The sequence below is a fragment of the Providencia sp. 2.29 genome, from assembly GCF_015832305.1.
In the GTDB taxonomy this organism is placed as follows: Bacteria; Pseudomonadota; Gammaproteobacteria; order Enterobacterales; family Enterobacteriaceae; genus Providencia; species Providencia stuartii.
In genome coordinates this window covers 3,705,280-3,726,877 of sequence record NZ_CP065420.1, presented here as the reverse complement: position 1 = coordinate 3,726,877, position 21,598 = coordinate 3,705,280, and the positions used below count along the sequence as shown (strand labels likewise).

Sequence of the window (21,598 nt, the reverse complement as noted above, 5' to 3'; positions counted from 1 at the left end):
ACATCCCCCTATAACTTAGTTAATGATCCCTTTTCATTAAACCTACAGGCGTGATCTTATTGATCCCTAACATTAAATGATATTCAATCTCATTTGTTATTGACCGTCGGCCGGTCGATAATTATGATAAAGGCATCATTTGATGGGAAGGTGAGAATAATGAAACGTCTTTTTTTGATCTCTGCCGTTTGTTTAGGCACGTTTATGGCGACATTAGATATCAGCATCGTCAATGTTGCATTACCTGCAATTCAACGGGATCTCAATGCTGATATGGGAATGCTCCAGTGGATCATTGATGCTTATGCGCTTTGTTTATCTGCATTGATTTTGTCTGTGGGGCCGATTAGTGATCGTTATGGGCGTAAAAAAGTGTGGCTAGCAGGGATCGCCATTTTTACACTTGGCTCTGCCCTTTGCGCGATAGCGACGACAACAAATATGCTGATTTGGGGAAGAGTGACCCAAGGCATTGCGGCAGCAGCACTGATCCCCGGTGCTTTATCTATTATTACCCAAGCATTTTTGAATGATATTGAGCGAGTGAAGATAATCGGGATCTGGTCTGCTGTGAGTGCATTGTCATTGATAATTGGTCCTATTTTAGGCGGGTTATTAGTTGAACTGTTTGATTGGCCAACGATCTTTTTAATTAATCTTCCTCTTGGAATAGTCACTTTGTTGTTGGGTTGGATAGGCATTGATGAAAGTGCAGATCCCGAGAAAGCCGCCTTTGATCCATTAGGCCAATGCTTGAGTATTGTTGCGCTTGCGGGTGTCACATATGGCTTAATTGAAGCAGGAGCGCAAGGGTGGGGAAGCGTTATGACGATAGGGGGATTAACTGTAGGTTTTCTCGCTTTGATCAGTTTTGTGATAGTCGAAATGAAAGTCGCAAGGCCTTTATTTCCCATCTTTTTGTTTAAAACTAATCAATACTTTTTTCAATATAACGTGGCCTCTTTTACGCTTGGTTTTGCGACCTACAGCAATGTATTTTTTATCGCCTTATTTCTACAAAAAGGGCAGGGCTGGGGAGCCTTTGAGGCAGGATTGCGTATGGCTCCTGAATTTGTTGCCATGGCACTATTTTCTTTCTCTTTCGGTCACTTGACTCGATTGACGAGTGTCAGAAATTTAATGATTTTAGGGTTTGTGCTTATTGCACTAACATCTACTGCGCTTGGTTTGGTGAATGCAGATACGGCTTATACGGTTATTGCTTTGCTTTTATTTGTGCTGGGGGCTGGGATGGGAATGGCGACACCGGCGATAGGAGCTTTGATTATGGGGAGTGTTGATAAAGCCTATTCAGGGGTTGCCTCCGCGGTGATGAATGCGTTACGGCAAACAGGCATGACATTGGGGATCGCACTATTAGGGACATTAATGACGCATCAAGCACTCAATCAATTACAGCATGATGAAATGTTAATGGCAACCGTACCTGCTCAAGAAGTCAGTTTACTTATTAATAATACTTCATCAGTTACTTTGCCTTATGTTGCTCAAGCTGTTCGAGCAGCAATGACATCAGGGTTTAATGTGGCGATGATAGGTGGGGCGGGTGTTGTGGTTTTCACGCTATGGTTGATTGTTAAACGTCGAAAAGTGAACATTTAGTGTATTAATTAGGCGAATAAAAAAAACACCTGCCGAAGCAGGTGTTTAAAGACTGAATTATTCGTCAAGGAAGCTACGTAGAACTTCTGAGCGGCTTGGATGACGCAATTTACGCAGTGCTTTTGCTTCGATCTGACGGATACGCTCACGGGTAACATCGAACTGTTTACCCACTTCTTCTAGCGTGTGGTCAGTGTTCATATCGATACCAAAACGCATACGCAGTACTTTTGCTTCACGTGCAGTCAAGCCAGCTAATACTTCATGAGTTGCCGAACGTAGACTTTCTGAAGTTGCTGAGTCTAATGGCAGTTCTAAAGTATTATCTTCAATGAAATCGCCGAGATGTGAATCTTCATCATCACCAATTGGCGTCTCCATAGAGATAGGCTCTTTAGCTATTTTCAGTACCTTACGGATCTTATCTTCCGGCATCATCATGCGTTCCGCTAACTCTTCTGGTGAAGGTTCACGGCCCATTTCCTGTAGCATCTGACGAGAGATACGGTTCAATTTATTGATGGTTTCAATCATGTGAACAGGAATACGGATGGTACGAGCCTGATCTGCGATAGAACGCGTAATTGCCTGACGGATCCACCAAGTTGCATAGGTCGAGAATTTATAACCACGGCGATATTCAAACTTATCAACCGCTTTCATCAGACCGATATTCCCTTCTTGGATCAAGTCAAGGAACTGCAAACCACGGTTGGTATATTTTTTCGCGATCGAAATAACCAGACGCAAGTTCGCTTCAACCATCTCTTTTTTCGCACGGCGAGCTTTGGCTTCACCAATAGACATGCGACGGTTGATATCTTTCACCTGCTCAATAGTCAGGCCTGTTTCTTCTTCAATTTGACGTAATCTTTGCAGACAACGCAAAATCTCTTCTTCAACTTCAACCAGCTTTTCACACCAAGGCTTGTTCATCGCTTTGGCGGCTGTTAGCCAAGTTTCACTGGTTTCATTACCGCTAAATAGCGTGATGAAGTTTTTCTTAGGCATTTTGCACTGTTCAACACACAGTTTCATGATGGTACGCTCTTGAAGGCGAACGCGATCCATCATTTCACGCATGTTATTGACCAGATAGTCAAATTGTTTTGGCACTAAGCGGAACTGTTTGAAGACTTCAGAAAGCTCTTCAATCGCTTGTGCGGTTTGTGCATTGTTACGACCAAATTGCTTAATGTGCTGACGTGTTTTTTCGTATTGCGCGCGCAATTCGCTGAATTTTTCACGGGCTAGTTCAGGATCGATGCTGTTATCATCATCGCTATCGCTGTCATCGCCGTCTTCATCATCTTCGTCTTCATCGTCGTCTTTATCTAACTCTTCTTGTGGAAGTTCAGAGCCAACGTGTGTTGCAGTTGGTGCGAGATCTTCCTCAGCGTTAGGGTCGACGAAACCGGTGATCAGGTCGGATAAACGGCTTTCGCCTGCCTCGACGTGATCATACTGTTCAAGGAGATAAGTGATGGCTTCAGGGTACTCTGCAACAGAGCATTGAACTTGGTTTATGCCATCTTCAATACGTTTTGCGATGTCGATCTCACCCTCACGGGTTAAGAGTTCGACTGTTCCCATTTCACGCATATACATGCGCACAGGGTCTGTAGTACGACCAATTTCACTTTCAACACTGGATAGAACTTGTGCTGCAGCTTCTGCCGCATCTTCATCCGTGTCGGATGTGGTTTCAGCCAGTATCAAATCATCGGCGTCAGGTGCTTCTTCCATGACCTGGATGCCCATGTCATTAATCATCTGGATGATATCTTCAATCTGATCTGAATCGACGATATCTTCCGGCAGATGGTCGTTGACCTCAGCATAGGTTAAGTAACCTTGCTCTTTACCCTTGGTTACGAGTAGCTTAAGCTGCGACTGCGGGTTTTGCTCCATAAGACGGTATCCACACTTCTGAGTATTTAGATTGGTGTCGGTCGGCGAAACAATCGGCCAACAAGAACATTCAAAGGGGATTTTTATTATTACGCTACGCCCCTTTAAAATCGTAGCATTTTACAGGCATTTGCCTTTAGTAAATCGGCACTTAAGCCGTTTGGTATTCAGTTATGTCTTCACACGTGAAAGCGTGATTAGGCGGACTTCTGCGCGCTCTTCTGGGGTCAGCCCTTCAGTTCGTTCTTTGGCTATCAAGTAGTCAAAACGCTCGTCAAGCGCGCTATTAAATAGATGGTTTAAAGCATCTTTAAATGTCTTTTCCGCTATCTCCTCTATTTCTATATCGTTCCAAGTTGCCAGTTTTTCAAGTTGACTCGCGAATTTATTGTCACGATACAGCTCAAGCAACTGCCCAGTCGTCATACCAGGGGTGGAACGGCAAACATCAACCAATTCCTGAAATAGAGAAAGCCCCGGCATTTGGATATGGGCTATCCCCTCTAGCGAGGGAACGAATTCCGAAAAACTCGGATTCTGTACCAACAACGCGATTAAAATACGCATTGTGGTTGGTTTTAATTTCGGTGCTTGGTAATTTACCGGTTCTGCATTCTCTCTATCAATCATAGCAAGAACCTGAGAAATATCCGGTATACCAATAAAATTTCCTAGCTCTTGAGCCATATATAGGCGCAATGTTTCACCAGGTATTTGTTTTATCAAAGGGATGGCGAGCTTACTAAATTTTGCTCGTCCTTCCTGTGTTTTTAAGTCAACTTGTGGCACGAGTGAATCAAATAGAAATGACGATAATGTTTGTGCGTCATTCATTCGTAATTCAAATGCTTCTTTACCTTCTTTGCGAACTAAAGAATCAGGGTCTTCGCCATCAGGTAAAAACATAAACCGTAATTGACGACCGTCGGTCAAATAGGGCAATGCATTTTCAAGGGCTCGCCAAGCTGCCTCTCTCCCAGCACGGTCGCCGTCATAACAGCAAATAACCGTATCTGTTGAACGATAGAGCAACTGAATATGTTCAGAGGTTGTTGAGGTTCCAAGTGAGGCAACCGCATAACGGATACCGTATTGTGCCAATGCAACAACGTCCATATAGCCTTCAACAACCAGTAATTTATCAAGTTCACCGTTGTGTTGCGTTGCTTCATAGAGGCCAAATAGCTGCCGGCCTTTATGGAAAATATCGGTTTCCGGTGAGTTTAGGTATTTCGGTAATGCGTCACCTAAAACACGCCCACCAAAAGCGATAACACGCCCACGACGATCTCGAATGGGGAACATTACCCGTTCCCTGAAACGGTCATAGGTACGGCCACTATCATTCGTCACTAACATACCTGCATCATCAAGCTGTTTGCGACTTTCTGGGTTTACGGCAAATTTTTTGAGCAGGTTGTCCCATCCGACAGGGGCAAAACCTATCGAGAAATGCTCAATAACGTCAGCCGATAAACCACGTTGGCTTAAATAATCTTTGGCTTTACTTGCCGATGGATGATTTAAGGCAGCGTGGTAAAAATGGTTTATTTTCTCCATCAACTGATACAGATTTTGCCGTTGATGAAGTTCAATTTGGCTTGTGCCAGTTCCCGTTTCATAAGGAACATCAAGGCCATGTAAGGCGGATAATTCTTCGATGGCTTCAACAAAATCGAGTTTGTCGTAATTCATCAAGAAATCGATCGCATTACCATGTGCACCACAGCCAAAGCAGTAATAAAACTGCCTTTCACTGTTCACCGTGAAAGATGGTGTTTTTTCGTTATGGAACGGACAGCACGCGTGATGATTTTTACCCTGTTTCTTTAACGGGACTTTTGCATCGACTAAATCGATGATGTCGGTTCTCGCTAACAAATCATTGATAAATGAACGCGGGATTCGTCCAGCCATAAGCCTCTTTTCGCCTGTTGATGAACGATAATAAGCCGCGCTTCCCTCAGGAAAGCACGGCCTTTAACTGCTTACTAATACTGCCTGTGATGATTGCGGTGGTTACCGCGACCAATTAGTACAGGCGAGTACGGCGTGCGTTTTCGCGAGCCAGTTTCTTAGCGTGACGCTTAACAGCAGATGCTTTAGCGCGTTTACGCTCAGTCGTTGGTTTTTCATAGAATTCACGACGACGAACTTCAGCTAAGACTCCTGCTTTTTCGCAGGAACGTTTGAAACGACGTAATGCAACGTCGAATGGCTCGTTTTCACGTACTTTAATTACCGGCATGTGCCTCTCACCTCAATAGAAATCGGGTTGTTGCTGGCTTTATTCCACCAGCCGTCATTTAAAATGGTGCGGAATTTTACTTCAATGAGTACGGGTTTGTAAAGTGCCGTATAAAATTGAAACACACAAGATTACCATTTCGTTGTTTTTTTGATGAAAAAAACAGCGAGTTTAGGTAATAATGAAAATTAGCCACACGAAATTTATTACAGGGCACTGATTATAGACTATACAACAGGAAAAGTCAGCCTTTTGGCATCATAAATTATACGATAGCCTGAATTTAATGATAGACTTTGGCTCATGCAACAAACAAGGGTAGTGCAATGCGCGTTTTAGGTATCGAAACATCCTGCGATGAAACCGGGATCGCAATCTACGATGATAAGGCCGGTCTATTAGCTAATCAATTATATAGCCAAATAAAAGTTCATGCTGACTACGGTGGCGTGGTTCCTGAATTGGCCTCTCGCGATCATATTCGCAAAACGGTTCCACTCATTCAGGCCGCGCTTAAACAAGCCAATCTTACGAGTGCCGATATTGATGCGGTCGCTTATACAGCGGGGCCGGGGCTTGTAGGCGCTTTAATGGTTGGTGCCACCGTGGGACGTTCGCTAGCCTTTGCATGGGGCGTTCCTGCTGTTGCTGTTCATCATATGGAAGGGCACTTACTAGCACCGATGCTGGAGGAAAAAAGCCCTGAGTTTCCATTCGTTGCCTTATTAGTGTCAGGGGGACATACCCAGCTAATTAGTGTGACTGGTATTGGTGAATATGAATTACTCGGTGAGTCTATTGATGATGCCGCGGGTGAAGCATTTGATAAAACAGCAAAACTACTCGGGTTAGATTATCCGGGGGGGCCAGTGTTATCGCGTATGGCACAACAAGGCACAGAAGGTCGTTTTGTTTTCCCTCGACCAATGACCGACCGACCAGGGCTTGATTTTAGCTTTTCAGGGCTGAAAACCTTTGCCGCTAATACCATTCGGGAAAATGCGGATGATGAGCAAACTCGCGCAGATATTGCACGCGCTTTCGAAGATGCCGTAGTGGATACATTAACCATAAAATGCAAGCGTGCACTTGAACAAACCGGTTTTAAACGCCTAGTTATGGCGGGGGGAGTGAGTGCCAATCGTACACTACGCGCTAAAATGGAAGAGGTGCTAAAGCAGCGTGGGGGGGAGGTGTTTTATGCACGCCCAGAGTTCTGTACTGATAATGGTGCGATGATTGCATTAGCGGGGCTGATCCGCTTAAAAGGCGGCGCGACAACAGGCTTAGGCGTTACAGTGCGCCCGCGTTGGCCATTAGCGGAGCTTCCACCATTAGTCGAAACTCGCGAATAGTATCGAAAGTGTGATTAGCGCGGCGGCCCATTTATTGTCAATTGAGTCGCCGCTAATTTATTGTCTCCCGATATCTCGTTTTCTTTTTTAGATCCAGAAACGGTGATTTAGTGCAAAATAGTTATCGCATCATCCAATCTTATCGCATGTTTTTTGACGACCTCAGAGGCATTAGCACTTTGTTCGACTAACACGGTATTTTTCTGGGCGATGGATTCGAGTTCAAAGACGGCCTGTGTGATTTCAGTGAGTCCGGCTGCTTGTTCGGAAGTTGCGTTGCTGATATGGCTGATCAGTTGGGTGACATCCTGTACTTGCTTGACCACTTCTTGCAATGTATCTCCCGTGGTGTGTACGTGCAATTTGCCTGAATGTACTTTGTTTTCACAGTCATCAATAAGGTCACGAATATCGTTTACGGCGCTCGCACTTCGGCTGGCAAGGCTACGCACTTCATCTGCAACAACCGCAAAACCTTTTCCTTGCTCTCCTGCTCGAGCTGCTTCAACAGCGGCATTAAGGGCCAATATATTGGTTTGAAAAGCGATCGTTTTAATCACATCGGTAATAGCGTTGATTTTATTCGTACTGTGAACAATTTCATCCATGGTTTGGACAACATTTTTCATGGCTTCCGCGGCATGAATTGCGGTTTCACTTGTCTGACTAGAGAGTTTATCCGCCTGTATTGTATTATCTGCGTTCATTTGTACGGACACTGACATTTGATTCATCGCCGCTACCGTTTGTTGCACATAGCCCACTGTTTTTTGGGTATGCTGTTCTAGTTCATCACAATCGTTAACTAATAGTTCACTCTCGTTGTGCACATTACTGATTTGGTAAGACACGTCGTTGGTTAACCACCGGCACACTAATCCGAGTTGACCAATAGATCGTAATATCATCCCAATTTCATCAACACGATGAAGATGGCTGATACTGTGGCACTCGCCTCTTGCCACATCAAGGGCTTGTCTAGCAACATTTTCGATAGGCTTCGCCACCATACGTTCAAGTAAAACGTTGCTAGCGGATAAGGTGATTAAGGTGAGAACGGTTGCGTGAAGAAAAGACAAGCCTTGTAGGCCCGAGAGTGCAGCAACGCTTATCCAACCCGTAAATAACAGGATCATCAGTAATCGAATACGCCAACGTATCGACAGCGCAGGGTATTGTCCAAACCAGTGCTTTGCTAACACGAGGCCTTTATGTAATTTATGAGGGGGGCGCCCTTGGTTTAATGCCCGATAGAGCGGCTCAGCACTGGCGATTTCTTCTCGTGAGGCTTTTGTTCGAAGCGACATATAACCCGTGATAACACCTTCTCTCATCATTGGGCAAATATTGGCTCTAACCCAATAGTGATCACCGTTTTTACGGCGATTTTTTACAATACCAGTCCATGGCTCCCCCTTTTTTAAGGTACTCCACATGTCCGCAAAGGCTGCTTTAGGCATATCAGGGTGGCGAATGATGTTATGAGGTTGGTTCATCAGTTCCAAGAGTGAATAACCACTTACTTTAATAAAGTCATCGTTTGCGTGAGTGATATTGCCATCTAAATCACTCGTGGTCATCAGTGTGGTATCGTCTTCTAATTGATATTCGTTTTGTGTAATAAAGGGAATGCTCGTCATAAATACACCATTATAATTGTTGAGTTTCTCAATGGTATATTTCGACTTATTTCAAATTATCATTAGGCATTATTTATAATAATTTGATGTTTATCTGATTTTTACCCGCAATATCACTTAAGTTTGGTACAGAGTTTGGATAGGAGTAGGTCAATTATGTTGAAAGCATAAAAAAGGCTGTTATGACAGCCTCTTAATATTAATCTTCTTGTTCCTGCTCTTTTGCTTCTTGAGCGATTTCTTTCGGGGTTTTTTGTTTCTTATTTTTGAGCTTTTGCCAAATACGACTTTCTTGCCCGCGCCATAAACGTTGAATATTACCATGATGGCGCACTAAGACGAGGCAGGAGAGCATCGCCACAGGGAAGGTGAACTCGGGCTTAAACCACCAAACATAGAATGGGGCAAGTAGTGCACCGATAATGGCACCTAATGAAGAGTAGCCGCTAAGAAGTACCGTGAGTAACCAAGTGCCCGCAATTAAGCCAGAAAGATCCCAGCCGATAGCGGCGATAGAGCCAAATGCCGTTGCGACACCTTTCCCGCCTTTAAAACGGAAGAAAACGGGGTAAATATGTCCCAGACAAGCTGCAATCGCGACAAAGCCAAGATAGAATGGAGGAACTTTTAGATAATAAGCCAACCAAACCGGGATCATCCCCTTTAGGACGTCACAAATGAGCACTGCGGCTGCGGCTAATTTACCGCCGACGCGCAAGACGTTGGTTGCTCCAGGGTTACCTGAGCCGTGTTGACGAGGGTCGGGCAATCTTGCCAATCGGCAGATCAGTATAGCACTTGAAACTGAGCCACAAAGGTAGGCAAAGATTATCATGCCAAGCGCGGTTGCACTCATAGCAAACTCCAAAACAGTTGGGGTATATATACACAATTTATTTCACTCATTGGATAATACGCATATTTTCCATGAAGTGGTATCAATTCAGCACATAAACGAGAAAATGACGTGATGGATATCGTATTTATTGAACAATTATCAGTCATCACCACCATTGGTGTATATGACTGGGAACAAAAAATTGAGCAGAAACTCGTGCTCGATATCGAAATGGGATGGGATAACAAACGAGCATCAAGGAGCGATAATGTCACCGATTGTCTCGATTACGCGCAAATTAGCCAAGCCATTATGGATCATGTCAGTAAAAACAAATTTGGCTTAGTAGAACGTGTCGCGGAAGAAGTCGCTCAACTTCTATTAGGTCATTTTTGTTGCCCTTGGGTACGCATTAAAGTTGCTAAGCCAGGCGCAGTTGTGCGGGCGAAAAGTGTGGGTGTTATTATTGAAAGAGGCACTAGACCCGCTTAAAACTGAAAAGAAAGATAGGGCGGTGTATCGCCGCCAACTATCGGTTAGGCATTAATAGGTAACAGTGTTTGCTGTTGCCGCCACTGTTCAATCTGTTCAATGCGTTGGCGAGTCAGCTCTTCTCGGATTTTGGGACCTTGAAACCCTTGCTCAACAATAGGCTTAACGCTAACCGTTTGGGCAACATGAAAAGCTTGGCGAAAAAACTCCGCTTGTGGATACGCTTGCTGTTCAAAGCCAGCGCGACCACGCGCATCAGCTTCACTAATCACCCCCAATTGGGCTATTCGCTCAGGTTTACGCCAACTGTCTAATCCATCAAATAATTGAACCAGCTCTTGGGCTGTTAATCGATTTATGACATGAATTTTATCATGGAAACGAGCGGTTAGGCGTGCAAGCTCCCTCGCGCTATTAGGAATTTTTAAGCGATCACACAAGTTATCGATTAGGGCAACGCCAGCTTCGCCATGATGAGGATGGCTAGGCCAGATAGTTTTGGGAGTGAGTGCCTTACCGACATCGTGGCACAGTGCAGAGAAGCGAATATCAACATCAGTGGAAAGTTGGGCGGCCATACGTAACACCATTAGGGTGTGTATCCCCGTATCAATTTCTGGGTGCCATTTGGCAGGAGCTGGCACGCCAAACAAATTATCGATTTCGGGAAATAGCACGGCAAGGGCCCCACATTGACGGAGTACCTCAAAGTAGACCTGCGGTGATTTGGACTTCAAGGCTTTTTCGGTTTCTGCCCAAACACGTTCAGCGGTTAGATGAGTAAGTTCACCAGATGCCGTCATGGTTTGCATTAACGATAGGGTTTCGGGGGCAATATGAAAACCTTGTTCAGCGTAACGAGCGGCAAAACGCGCTACGCGTAAAACGCGTAGTGGATCCTCAGCAAATGCCTCAGACACATGACGTAAGACTCTCGCCTTTAAGTCATCGACCCCATTATAGGGATCGGTCAACTGTCCTTGGTCATCTTTAGCGATGGCATTGATAGTGAGATCACGGCGTAGAAGATCATCTTCAATGGTCACGTCTGGGGTGGAATAGCAACTGAATCCAGTATACCCTGCGCCTGTTTTGCGCTCAGTTCTTGCTAGAGCGTACTCTTCATGGGTTTGAGGGTGAAGAAATACCGGGAAGTCTTTCCCCACTTGCTGGAAACCTTGGGCCAACATCGTTTCAGGTGTTGACCCTACCACCACATAGTCTCTATCTGAGACCGGAAGGCCAAGCAGTTCATCTCGTACCGCTCCACCGACCAGATATACTTTCATCATTAATTTTTAGCTCATCCAACGATCATTACGTTTTTTACGGCGCGGAATAATATGCGGCAGGATCAGACCAAAAATAAGCCCAGCCCCCGCAACACCACCACCATACATAAACCATTGTAATATGAGTTCACGACGACGGTCATCAAGGTTAACTTCCGCAATTTCTAATTTCTTGCCAGACTTAATAAGCTCATTTTTCAATTTTTCATTTTCGGCTTTCAATTGGTTGACGATTTTATCGTTATCGGCAACGCGCTGTTGCATATCCGCCGTGCGTGTATTCCACGTATTATCAATATTTTCGAGTTGCTGACGTAATTTTTGATTTTCGGCTTCTAACTCAGGAATACGTATTTTCATACTCGGTGTGTCACTGAGTTGGTTTTCTGGAAGCCATACTGTACGCCCACGTTCGTCTTTGACTTGAGCGAAATTACCATCCGTTGAGATAAGCTCAACACTTTCACCCGCATTGAGTGTGCCAACAATCCGATATTTTGTTCCTGGCCCACTATGCACATAAGTTGATAAGTCATCAGAAATATAACGTTTTTCAGCGGCAACGGTGCTGACTGATAGGCTTAGCCCCATGATTGAAAGGAGTAATAATGGTATTTTTCGCATAGTATTTACTTTCTATTATTTATGGTGAATGAATGCGGCATATGTGTAGACATACTCTAGATCATTCGAGTTGCGGCTAGACGGTGAGTGAGCGAAATAGATAGCGATGCCATTCGCGCGGATGACTTAGTCAACAAAAACTCAGCGTGTTGCGACAACTTGAAGTACGACGAGTACAAATACTAAAGAGTTAAGTGTGCGTGTGCAAATGTAAAACCAGAATGGGAACTATCCTAACTCACTATATAGCGTATAATTCCTTGCATTTCTTGACATAAACACCTGAAATAAATTGAGAGCATAGAATTTTTGGTTTCTTTGCGCTTTGTTTTCTCACTCGGCGCTGATTGGGGTAATATAATTGCAGAGAAATTATCAATTAAGGAAATGTATGAGCCACCTAGAAGTTGAACTGAAATTGGCTGCTCAAACCACGGCAATTGAGCCAGTACGCCAATTTTTATCGACACTTTCCCACCAACATACTGAACCAAAGAAACTGACTAATATCTATTTCGACACTGAAACACGCCAACTGCGCCAATGGGATATGGGATTGCGTATTCGCGGTTGTGATGGTCGTTATGAAATGACCATTAAAACGGCAGGACAAGTGATTGGCGGATTGCATCAACGTCCTGAATATAATGTTGATATTGATGCACCAGAGCTCAATTTACCCGCTTTTCCCGTCGAAATTTGGCCAAAAGGCACCGATGTCCAGCAATTACAGTCACAATTACAGATCCTTTTTAGTACTAATTTTACCCGTGAAAAATGGCTAGTGACATTTGAAGACAGTGAAATCGAAATTGTTTTCGATCAGGGGGAAATTTCTGCTGGCTCCCGAGATCTTCCTATTCAAGAATTTGAATTAGAACTTAAAAAAGGTTTCGTTGCAGATGTACTGAATTTAGCGAAAAAGCTAGCCGACATTGATGGTTTGCGCCTCTCTTCCACCAGTAAAGCTGCGAGAGGCTATTCATTGATGCAAACAGAGCGCGCGCCATTGCAACAGCCAGAAACGGTGTTTGATTATGAGCAACAGCCCATAGAACAAGCATTGATGCATATGCAGCAGCTAAGCCAACAGCATGAAGCCTATTGGCTAGCCGATGAGGCGGGTGCCCGTGAAGGGCTTGATGTCTTTTTACGCTTTGTCCAAGCGTTTTTGGTGCATTATCGCAACTCTGCCCCCCAGTTTGTGCAGGATATTCCTTTAGAGCAGCTTCGCGCGGATCTTGCCGATGATAAACTGAGTGCAGAAACCTTTTGCTACAGTAGCCGCTGGTTAAAATGTAAATTGGCCTTCACGCAGTGGTTAATTGCCTTGAAATATACTGATATTCATTAAGGTGTTGATATGCATCCTTTTCCTGAGTTGCTACACAGCCAACGAGAGCGGGTTATCGCACGTTTGGCCGATCATGGAAGTGAATTACTGCCTCTGAGTGATGAAGAAGCCATCGTACTAAGTTTTAGTGACTTTGTGTTAAAGCAGGTTTTAGCGCATTCACGTTTTTTGCAGCAGATCCGTGAGCAACGACCTAGCCCTAGCGAATGGCAACATTATGAGCAGTGGCTTGGAAAGGATTTGGAATCGGTGGTAGATGAAGATCATTTGATGCGAGTATTGCGGACATTTCGCCATCAAATGCTAGTCAGAGCCGCTTGGATGCAAGCCTTAAAGATCAGTTCGGAAAAAGAAACCTTACAGCAACTGAGTCATTTAGCGGAAACCGTGATCGTTGCCGCAAGAGATTGGTTATATCAGCAATATAGTCAATCGTGGGGAACGCCTTGTGATAGCGAAGGTAACCCACAGCCATTACTGGTTCTTGGGATGGGGAAACTGGGTGGTGGAGAGCTTAATTTTTCCTCTGATATCGATTTGATTTTTGCCTATCCCGAAAATGGCGTAACACGCGGTGGACGCAAAGAGCTAGATAACGCGCAATTTTTTACCCGTCTAGGACAAAAGTTGATCCGCGTCCTCGATCAAGTCACGGTTGAGGGCTTTGTCTATCGTGTCGATATGCGTTTACGCCCATTTGGTGACAGTGGGCCTTTGGTGTTCAGTTTCTCTGCTTTAGAGGATTATTATCAAGAGCAAGGGCGAGATTGGGAACGTTATGCAATGGTTAAAGCACGTATTATGGGGCCAGATAGCCTACATTATGCAGATACATTGCGTCAGTTACTACGTCCCTTCGTCTATCGCCGTTATATCGATTTTAGTGTGATTCAATCGCTACGTAATATGAAAAATATGATTGAGCGAGAGGTTCGCCGTCGGGGGCTGGTCGATAATATTAAACTTGGGGCTGGTGGCATTCGAGAAATTGAATTTATCACTCAAGTTTTTCAGTTGATCCGTGGCGGCCGCGAACCGGCACTGCAATCACAATCATTACTGCTAGCCATGAAAGGTATTCGAGAGCTTGAACTGCTTCCTGCCGAGCAAGTCGAACTGCTACAAGAGAATTATCTCTTTTTACGGCGGGTGGAAAATTTATTGCAAAGTATTGATGACCAGCAAACCCAGACTCTACCAGATGATGCTCTCAATCAAGCCCGTTTAGCTTGGGGGATGGGCTTTGAACACTGGCAGGCTTTTTATCAAGAACTCATGCAGAAAATGGCGATGGTTCATCATATTTTTACTGAACAAATTGGTCAGGATGATGAAGAAGAGCGTCAAGATAGCTTCGATGAGATCTATATCACCTTGTGGCAAGGGGAGCTTACTAAAGAGGAGTTAGCCCCTTACTTGCCTTCTCAGGACGAGGAAGTTGCCCAGAAAATCATTCATGGCATTTTGATGTTTCGTCACGACCTCAATAAACGCACGATAGGGCCGCGTGGGCGAGATGTTCTTGATGAATTAATGCCTAAATTATTGGCAAAAGTGGGAGAGCGGGCGGATGCAGGGCAAGTTGTCGAACGTCTAACACCACTTTTATTAAGCATAGTTAGCCGAACAACCTATTTAGAGTTGATGCTTGAATTTGATGAAGTATTGACTCACGTTATTCGCTTATGTGCCGCATCCCCAATGATTGCGGAGCAGCTTGCCCGCCACCCATTATTGCTTGATGAGCTACTCGATCCGAAGTCCCTTTACCAACCTCTACCTTTAACCGCATATCGTGATGAATTGCGTCAATATTTAATGCGAGTGCCAGAAGAAGATGAAGAGCAACAGCTAGAGGCATTAAGGCAATTTAAACAAGCACAATTATTGCGTATTGCTGCGGAAGATATTACGGGCGTCTTGCCAGTGATGAAAGTCAGTGATCATTTAACCTATTTGGCTGAAGCGATCATTGATGCCGTTGTTCATCAAGCATGGCAAAAAATGGTGAAACGCTACGGTGAGCCAGCACATCTTGCTCAATTAGATGAAAAACAATATGGTTTTGCGGTATTGGGATATGGGAAATTAGGCGGCTGGGAGCTTGGCTACAGTTCCGATTTGGATTTGGTGTTTCTATTCGATTGCCCTATCGGGGTTGTCACGAATGGTGAGCGTTCAATAGACGCAAGGCAATTTTATTTACGTGTTGCACAGCGCATTATTCATCTATTTAGTACCCGTACAGCCTCTGGGGTACTGTATGAAGTGGATGCCCGTTTAAGGCCATCAGGGGAGTCTGGTATGTTAGTCAGTACCATTGAAGCCTTTGATGATTATCAAAAAAATGAAGCATGGACATGGGAACATCAGGCATTGATCCGAGCTAGAATGGTATTTGGCGATGCTAGATTACAACAAGAGTTTAATCGTATTCGCCATGAAACCTTATGTACTCCACAAGATGCAGAAACATTACGTCAGCAAGTACGTGATATGCGGTTGAAAATGCATCAACACTTAGGGAGCCATCAAAGTAACCTATTTGATTTGAAAGCTGATCCGGGGGGCATTACCGATATTGAATTTATCGCACAATACCTTGTTTTACGCTACGCACCTGAAAACCCATCGTTAACTCGTTGGTCTGATAATGTCCGTATCTTTGAACTTATGGCTCAACATGCGTTGATGCCTGAAAATGAAGCCAATGCTTTAACTCAGGCGTATGTGACTATGCGTGATGAATTACATCATCTTGCTTTGCAATCATTGCCAAGTAGAGTGGATATCAGCCAGTTTGTCGTTGAGCGTGAACAGGTTTTAGCGAGTTGGGAAAAATGGCTAGGGGCGGTCGAATCGCATCATTAACGCGGCCTATTGCTTTGTGATAATATCGCGTTAATTAATTACAGCTTCCTTTTGAAAACTGGAGTTTTGGGATGAAAGTAACACTCCCTGATTATAAACAAGCAGGTGTACTTGTTGTTGGTGATGTCATGTTAGACCGCTATTGGCATGGCCCAGCGAGTCGTATCTCACCAGAAGCACCGGTGCCGGTGGTTAAAGTCAATATGGTTGAAGAGCGTCCTGGTGGTGCTGCTAACGTAGCCATGAATATTGCTTCATTAGGCGCCAACTCTCGCCTTGTTGGCTTGACGGGAATTGACGATGCGGCAAAAGCACTCACTGAAAGTTTGAATGCTGTAAAAGTACGTTGTGACTTTGTGGCAATCCCAACTCATCCCACGATTACGAAATTACGGGTGTTGTCACGTAATCAACAACTGATCCGCCTTGATTTTGAAGAAGGCTTTGAAAATATTGATGTTCAACCTTTGCTAGAACGTATTGAACAAGCCTTGCCACATATTGGTGCATTGGTATTGTCAGATTATGCTAAAGGGGCATTATCGCAAGTACAAAAAATGATTGCCTTGGCAAACAAAGCCGGCGTGCCTGTTCTGATTGATCCGAAAGGGAGTGATTTTGAACGCTACCGTGGTGCGACGTTGCTGACACCAAATATGTCTGAGTTTGAAGCCATTGTCGGTCGTTGCCGTGATAACCAAGATGTTGAAGAGAAGGGGATGAATTTATTGAAATCCCTCGATTTAACAGCGTTATTGATCACACGATCTGAGCAAGGGATGAGCCTGATCCGCCGTGATGAGCCACCGCTACATTTACCGACAGAAGCGCAAGAAGTTTATGATGTAACAGGGGCGGGGGATACGGTCATTGGCGTATTGGCGGCCTCTATTGCTTCAGGTCGCCCTCTGCATGAGGCATGTGCGTTAGCTAACGCTGCGGCAGGTGTGGTCGTTGGAAAATTGGGGACTTCAACCGTTTCCCCTATCGAGTTAGAGAATGCGATCCGCGGCCGTGCCGATAACGGTTTTGGTGTGATGGATGAAAAGCAGCTAAAACAGGCTGTGGCAAACGCAAGGTTGCGTGGCGAACGTGTGGTGATGACAAATGGTTGTTTTGATATTCTGCATGCAGGCCATGTTTCGTACCTTGCTAATGCTCGTAAGCTAGGGGATAGGCTAATCGTCGCCGTAAATAGTGATGCTTCGACGCGCCGCCTTAAAGGGGAAACTCGCCCCGTCAATCCGCTGGAGCAGCGTATGATTGTGCTAGGAGCGTTGGAATCTGTCGATTGGGTCGTTCCTTTTGAAGAAGACACGCCACAACGTTTAATTAGTGAAGTGCTACCTGATGTTCTGGTGAAAGGGGGAGATTATCGCCCTGAAGAGATAGCTGGGAGCGAGGAAGTTTGGGCTGCGGGTGGTGAGGTTAAAGTACTGAACTTTGAAGATGGTATTTCAACGACGAATATCATTAAAAATATTATGAAAACCAGCAAATAAGCTACAAACATACCGTTGATAAGGCCTGTGATAGATGTGGCACAGGTCTTATCAAAATTCGTCGTATAGCGCTACCGCCTAGGGGAGCAAGAAATTATTCTTGTTCAGATGGCTTCTCTTCAAGCGCTTTTGGTTCACCAAAACGCTCTTCTAATGCTTTCACTCGTTGTTCCATTTGCGCTAACTTTTCGCGTGTACGCAATAACACTTGGGTTTGAATATCAAACTCTTCGCGGCTTACAAGGTCAAGTTTACTGAGTTGTGACTGAAGCAGTGAACGTAGTTTCTTATCAAAATCTTCACCCAAATCACGGACGCCTTTTGGTAAAGCACCTTGAATTTGGCGGGCTACTTGTTCAATTTTTTTCGGATCGAGCATTCGCGGGTCCTTAAGTTTTAAAAGATCAATTTACCGATAGTGTAATACTAGAATGCTTTGTAATAAAGCCCATATGCACCTTGTGCAGCAAGTTGAGATAAAGGTGTGCAAGATAGGCCTGTCTTCCTCAATTGCTCATCCTCACTTAAGCGTATCTAATGTGTGACTTGAATGAATAATGCTTCGTTTTTTATTGATTTTTTTTGACAGAAAATGTGAGTTAGCCGTTAATTTTGGGTTTGCCCGTTGCACGTTGTAATTATTGGCGTTATATTGAATGCGCTTATCTCAGGGCGGGGTGGAAGTCCCCACCGGCGGTAACATGCCTAGGCATGAAGCCCGCGAGCGCTTTATCATTTGTTAGGGTAAAGGTCAGCAGATCCAGTGTGAATCTGGAGCCGACGGTTATAGTCCGGATGGGAGAGAATAACGGTATTAGCATCATTGTGCTATCGAAGCACTGTATTGCTTTTCATATCTGAATTGGCAGAGCGCACACTCGTGGCTGTTTTGTTTATTCAGTTCTCATACTCCTAAGACTGCCCTGATTCTGGTAACTAATAAATTATTACTTAAGAGGTTTTTACCATGAATCAGACGCTACTTTCCGAATTCGGTAATCCAATCGAACGTGTTGAACGTGCCATTGCAGCATTGCGCCAAGGCCAAGGTGTGCTTGTGCTCGATGATGAAGATCGTGAAAATGAAGGCGACCTTGTTTTTGCCGCAGAAACAATGACGCCAGAACAAATGGCCATGACTATCCGCTATAGTAGCGGGATTGTGTGCCTGTGCATTACGGAAGAACGCCGTAAACAGCTTGAATTGCCTATGATGGTGCAAAATAATACCAGCCAAAACAATACTGCTTTTACGGTAACGATTGAGGCAGCTAAAGGGGTAACGACGGGCGTTTCAGCAGCAGACCGCATCACAACAATCCGTGCTGCCATTGCTGATAATGCAACGCCGGCAGATCTACATCATCCAGGACATGTGTTCCCGCTGCGTGGTCGTGATGGCGGGGTTCTGACTCGTCGTGGTCATACAGAGGCGAGCATTGATTTAGCGACACTAGCTGGGTTTAAACCCGCGGGAGTGTTGTGCGAATTGACTAACGATGATGGCACAATGGCTCGCGCACCGAACGTCGTTGCTTTTGCTAAAGAACATGGTATGACCGTTTTAACAATTGAAGATCTGGTTGCATACCGTTTGCAGATGGAAAAGAAAGCGAGCTAAGCAAACAGAGAGTTAGACATTTAGCATCGAATTTTAAGCCACAAAGTTGCACACCTTTGTGGCTTATTCAATTTATTTGACGAAGATGCTCAGCACCATCTACTGTGATTTATTATTAAACTGCGTATGCTGAGATAATAATGTGTAAGATGGAGCATGAAACTCATGTCAGCGAACAAAATGCCAGCGGTTTTTATTGGCCATGGCAGCCCAATGAATGCGATATCAGATAACCAATATACTCAGGCATGGGCAGCTCTTGGGCAGTCGCTGCCTAAACCCAAAGCTATCTTGATGATCTCGGCACATTGGTATACTCGAGGAACCGCCGTCACCGCGATGGCTCAGCCAAGAACCATTCATGATTTTGGCGGCTTTCCTGAACCTTTGTATCAAGTGCAATATCCAGCATCAGGCTCCCCTGAACTAGCTCAGCAAGTCGCCGATTTATTAGCGCCATTACCAGTCTATTTAGATAAAAGTGAATGGGGGCTAGATCACGGTGCATGGGAGATCCTCGTTCGTATGTATCCTCAAGCAGATATTCCAGTCGTTCAATTGAGTATTGATGGAACAAAACCTGCGGCTTGGCACTTAGAAGTGGGGCGTAAGCTGGCCTCATTAAGAGAGCAGGGAGTGATGATTATGGCTAGTGGGAATGTGGTGCATAATCTGAGGGAAATGAATTGGCAAAATGCGAATGTTGAGGCGTACCCTTGGGCGCGTTCGTTTGAGCAATTTGTGATTGAGCACCTAACAAGCAAGCAGTTACCTCACCCTTTGACAGCGGCTCTTATACGGGAAGATGGGAGGCGTTCTAACCCTTCACCGGAGCATTTTTTACCTTTGTTGTATGTGATTGGTAGTTGGGATGGTAAAGAAGCAATATCTACCCCGACAGAAGGGATTGTATCAGGCTCTTTGAGCATGCTATCGGTGCAAGTAGGTGAATAACAGGCTAGGAAAGGTAAACAAAAATGACTTTCCCGCGTTGAAGGTAAATTTACTGCCTTGTGTTTTTAGTGGAAGAAAACGGCATGGTTAACATGCCGTTTGTCTATCAGTCAATAATGACATGAGGATAGAAGCGAGAGAGGTCTTGAGTGATAAGCTCTTTGTCTTCGCGAATACAGATACCCGCAGGTTGATCATTCACTAACCAACTTCCTACTAATGTATAGTTACCTTCAAATTGAGGTAGCGGATGGAACTGCTGGATGATCATGCCTTCTTCGCCATATGGACCATCTGCTGAGGCAATCTCTTGGCCTTTTTCAATCACACGAATATTCGCCCCTTCGCGAGAAAATAGTGGTTTGATCACATAACTTTCAAGCTCTGGTTTTTCGCCATCAGCAAAGTAAGCTGGCAACAAATTAGGATGATTTGGGAACATTTCCCATAACATTGGTAGCAGTGCTTTATTCGAAATAATGCTCTTCCAAGCTGGCTCTAACCAACGTACACCGGCATCTTCCAATTTGGTAGAAAAAATTTCTCTGAGCATAAATTCCCACGGATACAGTTTAAACAGATTACTAATGATCTGATCCTGTGTATCTGTGAATTCACCTCTTTCACCTAAGCCAATTTCATCCATATAAAGGAATTCAGTTGCGACACCTGCTTCATGAGCACAATCTTGTAGGTACTGAACAGTGCCACGATCTTCATCGGTATCACGGCAGCACGCCATATGCAGCAGACGGAAACCATGTTGATCTTTAAGCTGAGTGAAACGTTCGATCAACTGCTCTTGAATACTGTTAAATTGATCGGCGTTTTCAGGTAGTTTCCCTGCATTGACCTGATCTTCCAACCAAATCCACTGGAAAAAGGCTGACTCATAGAGCGATGTCGGTGTATCAGCATTATTCTCTAGTAGCTTAGGAGGGTTAACTCCATCGTAGGCCAGATCAAGGCGTGAATAGAGCGAAGGTTGGCTCGTCTTCCACGATTGGCGTACAAACTCCCAACAGTGTTTTGGGATTTGAAAGCGTGCAAGTAACTCATCACTTTCAATAACCCGTTCAACCACTTTTAAACACATTTGGTGTAATTCAGCAGTGGCATCTTCAATTTCTTCAATTTGCGCCATTGAGAATTGATAGTAAGCGTCTTCAGACCAGTATGGCTCGCCATACATGGTATGAAAACCAAAGCCAAATTCAGCTGCTTTTTCGCGCCAATCAGGGCGCTCAATAATTGGTACTCGTTTCATTACTTA

General features: G+C 44.6%; 17 protein-coding genes and 1 riboswitch. Of the genes, 8 read left to right on the top strand and 9 right to left on the bottom strand.

Annotation, left to right across the window (positions count from 1 at the left end; all coding sequences use genetic code 11):
- The first annotated feature begins 159 nt into the window (after positions 1-159).
- The gene (locus I3B46_RS17575; RefSeq protein WP_104873244.1) at positions 160-1,623 is read left to right on the top strand and encodes an MFS transporter; all 1,464 of its coding nucleotides are present in this window, start codon (positions 160-162) and stop codon (positions 1,621-1,623) included.
- Between the two features lie 57 nt (positions 1,624-1,680).
- On the opposite strand, the gene rpoD is transcribed toward I3B46_RS17575, so the two are convergent.
- The 3 genes from rpoD to rpsU all read right to left on the bottom strand — a co-directional run bounded on the left by rpoD (position 1,681) and on the right by rpsU (position 5,782).
- Positions 1,681-3,588: an RNA polymerase sigma factor RpoD gene (gene rpoD / locus I3B46_RS17570; RefSeq protein ID WP_120752680.1), complete on the bottom strand. Its 1,908-nt coding sequence runs from the start codon at positions 3,586-3,588 to the stop codon at positions 1,681-1,683.
- A gap of 117 nt (positions 3,589-3,705) precedes the next feature.
- Positions 3,706-5,451 carry a DNA primase gene (gene dnaG / locus I3B46_RS17565; RefSeq protein ID WP_104873245.1) on the bottom strand — a complete coding sequence of 582 codons (1,746 nt, stop codon included), beginning with the start codon at positions 5,449-5,451 and terminating at the stop codon, positions 3,706-3,708.
- 115 nt (positions 5,452-5,566) lie between these two features.
- On the bottom strand, positions 5,567-5,782 hold the full coding sequence (gene rpsU, locus I3B46_RS17560) for a 30S ribosomal protein S21 (RefSeq protein WP_001144069.1): 216 nt from the start codon (positions 5,780-5,782) through the stop codon (positions 5,567-5,569).
- Between the two features lie 326 nt (positions 5,783-6,108).
- On the opposite strand from rpsU, the gene tsaD reads away from it, so the two are divergent.
- Positions 6,109-7,137 (top strand): tRNA (adenosine(37)-N6)-threonylcarbamoyltransferase complex transferase subunit TsaD, encoded by a 1,029-nt coding sequence (gene tsaD, locus I3B46_RS17555; RefSeq protein WP_163762168.1) that lies wholly within the window; start codon positions 6,109-6,111, stop codon positions 7,135-7,137.
- A 107-nt stretch (positions 7,138-7,244) separates the two neighbouring features.
- On the opposite strand, the gene I3B46_RS17550 is transcribed toward tsaD, so the two are convergent.
- The gene (locus I3B46_RS17550) at positions 7,245-8,777 is read right to left on the bottom strand and encodes a methyl-accepting chemotaxis protein (protein ID WP_104873246.1); all 1,533 of its coding nucleotides are present in this window, start codon (positions 8,775-8,777) and stop codon (positions 7,245-7,247) included.
- 199 nt (positions 8,778-8,976) lie between these two features.
- Complete coding sequence (gene plsY, locus I3B46_RS17545) at positions 8,977-9,633, bottom strand: glycerol-3-phosphate 1-O-acyltransferase PlsY (protein ID WP_014657630.1); 657 nt, start codon at positions 9,631-9,633, stop codon at positions 8,977-8,979.
- A gap of 114 nt (positions 9,634-9,747) precedes the next feature.
- On the opposite strand from plsY, the gene folB reads away from it, so the two are divergent.
- Entirely contained in the window at positions 9,748-10,107 is a 360-nt protein-coding gene (folB, locus tag I3B46_RS17540) for a bifunctional dihydroneopterin aldolase/7,8-dihydroneopterin epimerase (protein WP_004925173.1), read from the top strand.
- Positions 10,108-10,151: 44 nt separating this feature from the next.
- Here the strand turns inward: folB and I3B46_RS17535 are convergent, their stop codons facing one another.
- Together I3B46_RS17535 and I3B46_RS17530 are read right to left on the bottom strand one after the other, a co-directional pair.
- Positions 10,152-11,396, bottom strand: a complete 1,245-nt coding sequence (locus I3B46_RS17535; protein WP_104873629.1) for a multifunctional CCA addition/repair protein — start codon at positions 11,394-11,396, stop codon at positions 10,152-10,154.
- A gap of 9 nt (positions 11,397-11,405) precedes the next feature.
- Complete coding sequence (locus I3B46_RS17530) at positions 11,406-12,023, bottom strand: TIGR04211 family SH3 domain-containing protein (RefSeq protein WP_014657632.1); 618 nt, start codon at positions 12,021-12,023, stop codon at positions 11,406-11,408.
- Positions 12,024-12,414: 391 nt separating this feature from the next.
- Here I3B46_RS17530 and I3B46_RS17525 point away from each other — a divergent pair, with 391 nt between their 5' ends.
- The 3 genes from I3B46_RS17525 to hldE all read left to right on the top strand — a co-directional run bounded on the left by I3B46_RS17525 (position 12,415) and on the right by hldE (position 17,750).
- The gene (locus I3B46_RS17525; protein ID WP_104873247.1) at positions 12,415-13,377 is read left to right on the top strand and encodes a CYTH domain-containing protein; all 963 of its coding nucleotides are present in this window, start codon (positions 12,415-12,417) and stop codon (positions 13,375-13,377) included.
- A 9-nt stretch (positions 13,378-13,386) separates the two neighbouring features.
- Complete coding sequence (gene glnE, locus I3B46_RS17520) at positions 13,387-16,248, top strand: bifunctional [glutamate--ammonia ligase]-adenylyl-L-tyrosine phosphorylase/[glutamate--ammonia-ligase] adenylyltransferase (protein WP_053109743.1); 2,862 nt, start codon at positions 13,387-13,389, stop codon at positions 16,246-16,248.
- Positions 16,249-16,319: 71 nt separating this feature from the next.
- Positions 16,320-17,750, top strand: a complete 1,431-nt coding sequence (gene hldE / locus I3B46_RS17515) for a bifunctional D-glycero-beta-D-manno-heptose-7-phosphate kinase/D-glycero-beta-D-manno-heptose 1-phosphate adenylyltransferase HldE (protein ID WP_004925155.1) — start codon at positions 16,320-16,322, stop codon at positions 17,748-17,750.
- 94 nt (positions 17,751-17,844) lie between these two features.
- Here hldE and ubiK read toward each other — a convergent pair whose 3' ends face one another.
- Complete coding sequence (ubiK, locus tag I3B46_RS17510; protein ID WP_004925153.1) at positions 17,845-18,129, bottom strand: ubiquinone biosynthesis accessory factor UbiK; 285 nt, start codon at positions 18,127-18,129, stop codon at positions 17,845-17,847.
- A gap of 281 nt (positions 18,130-18,410) precedes the next feature.
- Positions 18,411-18,561, top strand: a riboswitch (FMN riboswitch).
- Positions 18,562-18,717: 156 nt separating this feature from the next.
- Between ubiK and ribB the strand changes: the two genes are divergently transcribed.
- A complete protein-coding gene (gene ribB, locus I3B46_RS17505; RefSeq protein ID WP_104873248.1) occupies positions 18,718-19,371 on the top strand; it encodes a 3,4-dihydroxy-2-butanone-4-phosphate synthase in 654 nt (217 codons plus the stop codon).
- Positions 19,372-19,536: 165 nt separating this feature from the next.
- Entirely contained in the window at positions 19,537-20,325 is a 789-nt protein-coding gene (gene ygiD / locus I3B46_RS17500) for a 4,5-DOPA dioxygenase extradiol (RefSeq protein ID WP_104873249.1), read from the top strand.
- Between the two features lie 106 nt (positions 20,326-20,431).
- Here ygiD and I3B46_RS17495 read toward each other — a convergent pair whose 3' ends face one another.
- A complete protein-coding gene (locus I3B46_RS17495) occupies positions 20,432-21,592 on the bottom strand; it encodes a glutathionylspermidine synthase family protein (RefSeq protein WP_060561409.1) in 1,161 nt (386 codons plus the stop codon).
- Positions 21,593-21,598 lie beyond the last annotated feature (6 nt).